This is a genomic window from Mordavella massiliensis (assembly GCF_016902415.1).
Classification (GTDB): domain Bacteria; phylum Bacillota; class Clostridia; order Lachnospirales; family Lachnospiraceae; genus Merdimonas; species Merdimonas faecigallinarum.
This window is the reverse complement of record NZ_JACJLV010000010.1, coordinates 63,487-73,226: the sequence shown is the minus strand read 5'-3', so window position 1 is coordinate 73,226 and position 9,740 is coordinate 63,487. Positions and strand designations below refer to the sequence as shown.

Below are 9,740 nucleotides of genomic sequence, written 5' to 3'. Positions count from 1 at the left end.
GTTTTCCACTGTCATCCGGATCAGTTCCATCACGGCCGGGTGGCGGGGATCAAAGAGATCGTCCAGTTTCACATCCTGCCGGTCCACAGCCAGCGTGTACTGGGTAAGATCGTTGGTCCCGATACTGAAAAAGTCCACTTCTTTTGCAAGCGCAGAGCTGATCATAACCGCTGCAGGGGTCTCGATCATCACGCCCTGCTCAAAGGTTCCATAAGAAATGCCTTCTTCTTCCAGTTCTGCTTTCACCTCATTTACCAGGGCTTTGATCTGACGGATTTCATCCACAGAAATGATCATGGGATACAGGATCCCCAGATTGCCATAGGCGCTGGCGCGTACAAGCGCGCGCAGCTGAGTCTTGAAGATATCCGGCCGCCTTAAACAAAGCCGGATCCCTCTGCATCCAAGCGCCGGATTGGCTTCAGGTTCCATCTGAAGATAGTCCGTCTGCTTATCTGCTCCCACATCCAGTGTCCGGATGATCACCTTTTTCCCTTCCATCTGTTCCAGCGCTTCCTTATATGCCTGAAACTGCTCTTCCTCAGAAGGAAAATCTGTTTTCCCCAGGTACAGAAATTCCGTCCGGAACAGGCCGATTCCTCGGGCGTCATTTTCCAGCGCTCTTTTTACTTCTTCCAGACTTCCCACGTTGGCAAAAAGATCCATTCTCCGGCCGTCCGCTGTCACATCTTCTTTTCCCCGCAGTTCCGCGAGAAGTTTTTGACGCTCTTCCTGGCCTTTTTGTTTTTCCTGATAGCCTGCAAGAGACGTCTCGTCCGGCTCCAGGATCAGTTCCCCGGAAAATCCGTCCAGAACCACCAGTTTTCCGTCCATCTCCTCCGTAAACCGGATTCCCGTCAGGGCGGCGATCCCCATGGCGCGGGACAGGATCGCCACATGGGAATTGGCGGAGCCAAGCTCTGTCACAAATCCCAGTATTTTCGATGGATCCATGCAGACCGTCTGACTGGGCGTCAGCTCCCTGGCAATCAGGATGACTGGTTCTTCCTCCTCCTGATCCGGCTCTTCCGATCCGCCCCGCAGCTTTCTTAACACCCGCTCTTTCACGTCTTTTACGTCAGCCGCCCGCTCTTTAAAATAAGGATCGTCCAGCTGTTCAAAGACGCCGGCAAACTTTTCTCCTGCGGCTGCCACCGCAGATTCCGCATCCACCTTCTGGGTACGGATCATTTCCCGGATAAAATCTATGACCACCTCATCCTGCAGGATCAGGGAATGGCCCTGGAAAATGGCAGCCACCTGATCTCCCGCTTTCCGGGCCGTCTCCTGATAAAGCTGAGAAAGTTCCAAAGCAACAGAAGCCCGGGCGTCTTCAAAACGCCCAAGCTCTCTGTCCACATCTTCTGTCCTTCTCTTTTCGATGATCCTCTGCTCTCTGGAATACACCCGCAGTTTCCCGATGGCAATCCCTTCTGACACAGATTTCCCCTGATATTTTTTCATTCTGTTCCTGTTCCAATCTTAGATTTTTCTTTCCATATTATATCTTACAGATTCTTCACAAACAACGCCCGGACTGCGTTCAGTACGGCTATGACCATGACACCAACATCTGCGAAAATGGCAAGCCACATGTTCGCAAGACCCACGGCGCCAAGGGCCAGGCAGATCAGTTTGATGCCGATGGCAAACACGATATTCTGATAGACAATGCCCAGACATTTTCTGGAAATCCGAATGGCTTTGGCGATCTTCAAAGGATCATCGTCCATCAGCACCACGTCCGCCGCCTCAATGGCAGCGTCAGAACCCATGGCTCCCATGGCGATACCAATATCCGCCCGTCCCAGTACCGGGGCGTCATTGATGCCGTCGCCCACAAAGGCCAGTTTTTCTTTCTCTTTTTTTGTGCCGATCAGTTCTTCCACTTTTTCTACCTTGTCAGCAGGAAGGAGTTCACTGTACACTTCGTCCAGGCCAAGTTCTTCTGCCACTTTTTCTGCCACTTTGCGGATATCGCCGCTCAACATGACGGTCTTGCGGATGCCGGCCGCTTTCAGCGCGCGGATGGCCTCTGCTGAATGGGGTTTCACCACATCCGAGATCACAATATGTCCGGCGTACCGGCCGTCAATCGCCAGATGGATGATGGTTCCCACACTGTGGCAGGGAATACAGGAAATGCCAAGATGATCCATCAGCTTATCGTTGCCTGCCGCCACCTCATGACCGTCTACTCTGGCAGTCACACCATTTCCGCTGATCTCCCGGATCTCTGTAACCCGGCTGCGGTCCAGTTCTTTCCCGTAAGCCTTCTGAATGCTTTTGCTGATGGGATGGGAAGAAGCGCTTTCCGCCAGGGCCGCATACTCCAGCAGCTGTTCTTCTTCCATCTGATTGTGATGGATCCCGATGACCTCAAATACCCCACGGGTCAACGTGCCGGTCTTGTCAAAGACCACGATCTTTGTCTGGGACAGGGTCTCCAGATAATTCGAGCCTTTCACCAGAACGCCGGCGTTACTGGCTCCCCCAATCCCTGCAAAAAAGCTTAATGGAATGCTGATCACAAGCGCACAGGGGCAGCTGATTACGAGAAATGTCAGAGCCCGGTATACCCAGGTCCCAAAGTCCGGCGAAAGGCCGAGCGCCAAAAACCGCACCAGCGGAGGCAGAAACGCAAGGGCCAGGGCCGCGTAACAGACCGCCGGAGTGTAGATCCTCGCAAATCTGGAAATAAATTCTTCGGATCTGGATTTTCTGGAGCTTGCATTCTCCACCAGATCCAGGATTTTGGATACCGTAGACTCCCCAAATTCTTTGGTGGTCTGAATCTTCAGGACGCCGGTCAGATTGATGCATCCGCTGATGATCTCATCTCCCGCCTTTGCATCCCTGGGAACACTTTCTCCTGTCAGTGCGCTGGTATTCAGGGTAGAGTTTCCTTCCACCACAATCCCGTCGATGGGCACTTTCTCGCCGGGCTGCACCACGATCACACTGCCGGTCTCCACTTCGTCCGGGTCTACCCGGGTCAGCGTCCCGTCTGTTTCTATATTAGCATAATCCGGGCGAATGTCCATCAGTTCGCTGATATTGCGGCGGCTTTTTCCCACCGCGTAACTCTGGAACAGCTCTCCGATCTGATAGAAGAGCATTACCGCAATGGCCTCTGTGTAATCGCCGCTCTGCTCATAAAGGGCCAGAGCGATGGCTCCCACCGTAGCCACTGCCATCAGGAAACATTCGTCAAACACCTGCCGGTTGCGGATCCCTTTCCATGCCTTTAATAGAATATCATATCCTACTGTCAGGTAAGGGATCATATATAAAAGAAATCTTGCCGCCCCGGACACCGGCACAAAATGTAAGCCGATCATCAAAACCGCCGCCACAAGGATCCGGGCCAGCATCTTTTTCTGTTTCTTGGTCATAAGAATTCTCCCCGTCTATAAAAAGATCTCGCAGTCATCCTCTACTTTTTTGCAGTTCTTCAGGACTTCTTTCATCACCGTTTTCGGTTCCTGTCCTTCCTCAAACTCCACGATCATCTTCAGCATCATAAAGTTGACAGTCGCATCCTTTACTCCGGCCGTCTCCTTTGCCGCCTGCTCCATCTTATTTGCACAGTTTGCGCAATCCACATCAATCTTGTATGTCTTTTTCATTTTATTTCCTTCCTTTCACGTTTAATCAATTAAGCATTTGTTTAATTGTTGATTTCATTATATCTCTTATGCAGGAAATGTCAATACTCTATTCTCTCTTTTTTCGAAAATTTTTTCCTTTTTCATTGCATCAGCCAAAAAGCTGTACTACAATAATCAGAACAGCAAGGAGGTTTTCATTATGACAGAAAAGAAGCTTCCCCATGATCATGGGCAGAAAATCGAAAAGAGCCTTACCTGCATGCCGGGCACCGAGGATTTCCAGACCATCGCCGATGTCTTCAAGCAGTTAGGCGACGGGAGCCGGGTACGCATCTTCTGGCTGTTATGCCACTGCGAAGAATGTGTCATCAACATCTCTTGTATGGTGGACATGTCAAGCCCCGCCGTCTCCCACCACCTCAGGCAGTTAAAGACCAGCGGCCTTGTTACCAGCCGCCGGGAGGGAAAAGAAGTTTATTATAAAGCCGCAGAAACGGAGCAGGCCCAGCTTCTGCATCATGTGATCGAACAGGTCATGAAGATTACCTGTCCGGATCTGTAGCCGGAAGACCTTTCGTTTCCTTTGTCTGCCCGATCGCCGCAAAAAAGCGGTCCGCCTCTGCGTTCCATTCCCGGTAGGACTGTTCTTCCCGGTGATCCGGCAGTTCATAATTTTCTTTCAGATAGTTTCCCAGATACCGGGTCACCTTCCTTGCACCGGTAAGATTCAGGTGATCTCCTTTATCTACGGTATCCATCTGCCAGTCGATCCCCAATTCTTTTTGTTTCAGATTCAGATCCAGGTAAGGGATCTTCTGTTCTTTTGCATAGGCTGCAAGTCCATTGTGCTTTTTATAATTATAGTTAACCGGCGACGGGCCGCTGTAGAGCATAAATGCAATCCCCTCTTCCCTGCAGATCCGCAGGATCTCATCCATATAATAGTGCACTGTTTTTCCCCGGACCGGAACTGCTTCCTCTGTCCGGGCCATATAGGAACGATTGCCGGTATAGGGCTGCACATTGGTCCTTGGCACATATCCCTTATAATCCGTCTCCCCCGCCTTGGTTCCGGGAAGCAGCGTCTTCCACATGTCATGATAACGGAACACCGGAAAATAATGCTGTCCTGCTTCGTATAAAATATCCTGCAAAGCGTCCGGCTTATCCGCAGAACGATAAAGCACATTGGTTTCCATCATAACCAGTTTCGGCTTCTGGGTCTCCAGCGCCGTTTTCAGCATATAATAGCTCTCCTGGATCTTCTGCCCGGACTGTCCGCCAAGGTAAGCGGTAATCCCGTGATCTTTCCAGAGATCCATGGGCGAAACGGTAGTATAACATTCACTGTCTCCGATCACCAGAAGATCAATGGTATGGTCCGGTTCTTCCCCAAGACCTGTCAGCGCCCGGTTCCGGTCTTTGACCAGTTCACTGTGTTTCCCTGCATAACCGGACAGCGCCACGGAAAGTCCAGTCAGGATCACCAGGAGTAAGCCAAAAAATGTAATCGTTTTCACTCTGTTTTTCTTTTTAGAATCCAGCATAAATCAAATCCACCTTCTGATAACCGATCCCGTAGGCCCCGAATAGCACAACCGCAAGGATCAGCGCATAATAACACGCCCACCGGACCGGAAGCTTTGTATTCTCCAGCCGGACAGAGATATCTGTCTGCCGTTCTTTGAAAAATCCTGCCGCGCCCACTGCCAGACATCCGGCAAAAACCACCAGATAGTCCGCCAGATCAAGGCCCAGCATGCACAGACTCCCATCCCACAAGGGCACAAGGGAAAATCCCCGGAAGATGCTCCGGAACATCTCTATGCCTGTCCGAAGGCCGTCAGCCCGGAAAAAGAGTTCGCCTGTGAAAACCACAAGCCAGGTCCGGAAAATCTGAACAGCTCTGATCTGCCAGGCATCTGCTTTCAGCCCCAGAAGCGTGCGGATCTTCTCTCCGACTGGCTCGAACGCCATTTCCAGCAGCAGGATGACAAAATAATACATTCCGTAAAAAATGTAACTCCATCTGGGCCCATGCCACAATCCGTTGCACAGCCACACCGGAAAGAGCGCCAGCGCAGATACGCCAAGTCTGGCCGCATATTTTCCGCAATGTTTTCTGGCAAAACGGTTCCATCTTTTCACCAGTCCGGAAGCAGACACCGGATAAAATACATAGGTTTTCAGCCAGACCCCCAATGTGATATGCCATCGTCTCCAGAATTCTGCCGCACTTCTTGACACAAAGGGCTGTCGGAAATTTTCCGGCAGCGTCACGCCAAACATCCGGGCGCTCCCGGTCACGATATCCATACACCCGGAAAACTCCATGTAAAGCTGCACGGTATAGGCCACTGCCGCCACGGCCACGATGACTCCGCTATACCGGCTGTGCTGGCTGAACACATTCTGGACGAGCACATACAGCCGGTCCGCGACCACCATTTTCTTAAACAATCCCCAGACAATCCGAAGCCATCCCCTGGACAGATCTTCTCTTCGGATGTCTCTGCCCTGCCAGAGCTGATCTGCCGTCTGGCCGTACATACTGATGGGGCCTTCCATGATCTGCGGGAAAAAGCCAAGAAAGAGCGCCACTTTCCCAAGCGGCTGCCCGGCCGGGATCTTCTTCCAGTAGATGTCGGCCATATACCCGATAGCCTGCAGCGTATAAAAAGAAATCCCGATGGGCAGCAAGAGGTGCCTGGCCGCAAGCAGCGGACCCCCGCCAAAATGTACCACCGCCTTGTTCAGATTTTCTGCGAAGAAATTGTAATACTTCAGATAACCCAGAACTGCAAGGAGCACACAGATCCCAAAGGCCAGCACACGTTTCTGCTCCTTCTTTCCCCGTCCGGCGCTCTGTAATGCTTCCAGTCTGAGTCCGATATAATGCGTAAAAAGAGTAGTCCCCAGAAGATACAGCAAAAGTTTCCCGCTGACCAGATAGAAAAATACATATCCTGCCAGCAAAAGCACCTTCCAGCGGTGTCTTGCAGGAGCAGCCTGGTAAAGCAGCAGCACCGCCGGAAGAAACAAAAACAGATACATCCCTGTATGATATGCCATTTATCCTGTCTCCTTCAGTCTTGTCACCATTTCCCACATCGCCTGTACAGAATTAAAGTTTTCCGGCACCATTTCCGAAGCGCCGATCTGGATATCAAATGCGTCTTCCAGCTCTGACACCAGTGTGATCATCCCGAAAGAATCCAGAATTCTTCCGTCGATCAGCGCCGTTTCCTTTTCAAAATCTATCGTATCATCAATCTCTCTTAAGATCTCCATCAGCTTTTCCATTGGTTTTTCTCCTTTTCTTCTGTTTTTTTATCTTCCATATTCCAGGGGAATACCGGCGTGCGGTCTCTGAAAAGCCGCCAGCCTTCCTTTCTTTCATAAACAGCGACCGCCGGAAGTTCCCGGCTTAAAAACAAGGCCATTCCTTCTGTCATGGCATAGGCGCCTGCCCGCTCAAAGATCAGAATACTTCCGGGCCGCAGATTTTTCAGGAATGCCTTTCTTACCAGAACATCCGCAGCCGTACAAAGCGCCCCGCAGACCGTCCATTCCTCTTCTTTTCCTTCCGGATAAAACGGGCTGATCTTCAGATGAGGCCTGTACATTCCCCGGATCTGCCCGTCATAATTGATCTGATGGATCCCTCCGTCCACAATACAATAGTTGGTGCCTTCCGTCTTTTTTACGTCCAGCACCTGGGTCAGATAATAACCGCATCCCGCAGCCAGCGCACGGCCCATCTCCAGCACGATCTGTCCCTTCCAGCGCATGTTACCCGCCGCACTCTGTATGGTCTGCAAGAACAGATCCGTCTCATCTTTTTGATCCGTAAAGTATGGAACCGGGATCCCCGGCCCGTACTCCAGCGTTTCAATGGGTTCTCCTGCTATATTTTCCAGTTCGTTCAGGCAGCGATCCAGCATGACAAGTTCTTTTTCCACCTGCCCCGGGGAGCGCTTCTGGGTGCCGGAAAAATAATGCAGTCCTTTGATGCAGAGCCCGGGATACAGGTCTTTCTTCCGGAAGAGGCTCTCCAGCGTCCGCTGGTCCATACCGAACTGATTGCCGCTGCTCAGCCTGAGATAAACGGTTACCTTTTTCTTATGAGTCTCGCACCACTGACCGATCCTGGAAAACTGCGCCGGTGATTCGATGGTATAGATACAACGGTCTCCTTCCTCACACAAGATTTCTTCGATTTCTTCTTCTTTTTTCAAAACACCGGAAATGAGAAACTTCTCCGGCGGGATCTTTAATGCTTTACAGATCCTGTACTCTCCCATGGAACAGATTTCCAGTTTCCCTGCCAGTTCCGCCATCTTCTCTGCCAGAAAAGGATTGGCTTTCAGTGCATAACAAAGTTCCAGGTCAGGTCCTACTCCCCGCCGGATCCTTTCCGTTTCCTCTTCCAGCATGTCCAGGTCAAACACATAGAGGGGCGTTCCATATTTTACGATCGCATATTCCAACCGGTTCCTATCCATCCTGCATCTCCACCTTTCTTAAAAAATATGTCCTGTCAATCTTTCCATTTTTTGTCAGAGGCATCCCGTTCACCTGGCAGAACTTTGCCGGGATCATATAGCGGGGCACCAGGCTCTGCATCCCCTTTCGAATCCGGGCCGTTTTTTCTTCTCCCAGGTAAAATGCCACCAGCCTTTCTTTCCGCCTGTCCAGAACGCAGCAGCTTCTCGTCACTCCATCCACCTGCTCCATGGCGCGCTCCACTTCCTCCAGTTCGATCCGGTGGCCCATATGTTTGATCTGAAAATCTCTCCGTCCGGAAAAATAAAGATTGCCGTCTTCCCCGAAGTATCCCAGGTCTCCGGTTTTATAGTACCGTCCTTTCTCCGGATCAACGGGAAATTTTTCAGCAGTCATCTTAGGATTCCCGTAATACCCCTCTGACAGAGACTCTCCTGACACACAGATTTCCCCTGTTCTACCCTTTTCGGCCACTTCTTTTCCGGATTCGTCCACCAGAAATACGCGCCGCCCGGGGAAGGGCTTTCCAATGGGAAGTTTTTCTCCTCTGCCGGCCGGATGATCCACCCGGAACCAGGTGCAGTTGCAGGTAATCTCCGACGGCCCGTAGAGATTGACAAACTCTGCCTGAGGCAGGGCTTTCTGCCAGGCAGACAACTGGCCGGACGGCATAACTTCCCCGCTAAACAGCACCTTCCGCACAAACTCCGGCGTCCGGTATTCCAGGCCTTTCAGCGTGGAGATCAGGCAGAGCGCCGACACCGCCCAGATCAGGGTGGTGATTTTCTTTTCACACAGCCGGTCCAGAAGCCTTGCCGGCGTCCGGAAGTCATCCCTTGGAATTAAATAGAGACTGGCCCCTGTCATCAGAGAGGAATAAATATCCTTCACAGACACATCGAAATCAAAGGGCGCCTGATTCCCGATCCGGTCCTCTTTTGTAATCTGAAATAACTCCGTAAAATGCCCGATAAACTTCAGAACCGCATCATGACTGACCATCACTCCCTTGGGCATTCCGGTAGAACCGGATGTGAAGATCCCGTACAGAAGATCTTCCCTTCTGCTCTCTTTCCGGATCGCTTTCAGCCTCGTCAGATCCGCTGGGGCACGCATCAGATCCACGATCCGGACCGTGGGGATCTTCCCCGGTATCTCCCGGAACAATTCTTCCCCGTATTCATCGGTGATCACCAGTTCCGGGCACAGCACATCGCAGATCCTGCGTACCCGTTCCTTTGGCTGCTCCGGATCGATCATCACATAAAAACATCCCGCGTATACCACTCCCATCATAGCCGCCAGCACCAGAGAACTTTTGGAAAGATACACTGCCACCGGACGGCCAGGGGGCGTCTCCTTTGCGAGACCCGATCCCATTCTTCTTGCCAGGTCCCGAAGTTCCTCAAAACTTAGCACCACATTTCCATCGTCCACCGCTATCTTATCCGGGCAGCGAAGCGCTGTGCGTTCCAGCCATTCCAATACATTCTTCATCCGTCTGATCCTTTCTTGTCCATAGCATCCGTCTTGTAACAGGCATCATTATGACAGACAAATCTTAAGCAAAAGACCGGGAAATTCTTAAGATTGGCGAAATATTTTGCAACTATATATAGTTGC

The 9,740-nt window shown here is 51.3% G+C and carries 9 protein-coding genes; 1 reads left to right on the top strand and 8 read right to left on the bottom strand.

The features are described 5' to 3' along the window. The 3 genes from ptsP to H6A13_RS04750 form a co-directional block, all read right to left on the bottom strand. The coding region (gene ptsP / locus H6A13_RS04760) for a phosphoenolpyruvate--protein phosphotransferase (protein ID WP_204908474.1) at window positions 1–1,464 on the bottom strand (1,464 nt) is incomplete at its 3' end. A gap of 44 nt (window positions 1,465–1,508) precedes the next feature. Then, window positions 1,509–3,395: a heavy metal translocating P-type ATPase gene (locus H6A13_RS04755; RefSeq protein ID WP_204908473.1), complete on the bottom strand. Its 1,887-nt coding sequence runs from the start codon at window positions 3,393–3,395 to the stop codon at window positions 1,509–1,511. Window positions 3,396–3,410: 15 nt separating this feature from the next. Further along, window positions 3,411–3,629 (bottom strand): cation transporter, encoded by a 219-nt coding sequence (locus tag H6A13_RS04750; protein ID WP_204908472.1) that lies wholly within the window; start codon window positions 3,627–3,629, stop codon window positions 3,411–3,413. A gap of 181 nt (window positions 3,630–3,810) precedes the next feature. On the opposite strand from H6A13_RS04750, the gene H6A13_RS04745 reads away from it, so the two are divergent. Beyond that, window positions 3,811–4,173 carry an ArsR/SmtB family transcription factor gene (locus tag H6A13_RS04745; protein ID WP_204908471.1) on the top strand — a complete coding sequence of 121 codons (363 nt, stop codon included), beginning with the start codon at window positions 3,811–3,813 and terminating at the stop codon, window positions 4,171–4,173. Here the strand turns inward: H6A13_RS04745 and H6A13_RS04740 are convergent. Genes H6A13_RS04740 through H6A13_RS04720 form a run of 5 tightly spaced genes read right to left on the bottom strand, consistent with a single transcriptional unit; the run spans window position 4,154 to window position 9,614 of the window. Beyond that, a complete protein-coding gene (locus tag H6A13_RS04740) occupies window positions 4,154–5,158 on the bottom strand; it encodes an SGNH/GDSL hydrolase family protein (protein WP_204908470.1) in 1,005 nt (334 codons plus the stop codon). The genes H6A13_RS04745 and H6A13_RS04740 overlap by 20 nt on opposite strands. Further along, window positions 5,145–6,683 (bottom strand): MBOAT family O-acyltransferase, encoded by a 1,539-nt coding sequence (locus tag H6A13_RS04735; protein WP_204908469.1) that lies wholly within the window; start codon window positions 6,681–6,683, stop codon window positions 5,145–5,147. Before H6A13_RS04735 ends, H6A13_RS04740 begins: the two co-directional genes overlap by 14 nt. Then, complete coding sequence (locus H6A13_RS04730) at window positions 6,684–6,914, bottom strand: acyl carrier protein (RefSeq protein WP_204908468.1); 231 nt, start codon at window positions 6,912–6,914, stop codon at window positions 6,684–6,686. Continuing rightward, window positions 6,902–8,116: a diaminopimelate decarboxylase family protein gene (locus tag H6A13_RS04725; protein WP_204908467.1), complete on the bottom strand. Its 1,215-nt coding sequence runs from the start codon at window positions 8,114–8,116 to the stop codon at window positions 6,902–6,904. The genes H6A13_RS04730 and H6A13_RS04725 overlap by 13 nt, the downstream gene beginning before the upstream one ends. Continuing rightward, window positions 8,109–9,614, bottom strand: a complete 1,506-nt coding sequence (locus H6A13_RS04720) for an amino acid adenylation domain-containing protein (protein WP_204908466.1) — start codon at window positions 9,612–9,614, stop codon at window positions 8,109–8,111. Before H6A13_RS04720 ends, H6A13_RS04725 begins: the two co-directional genes overlap by 8 nt. Between the last annotated feature and the right edge of the window lie 126 nt (window positions 9,615–9,740).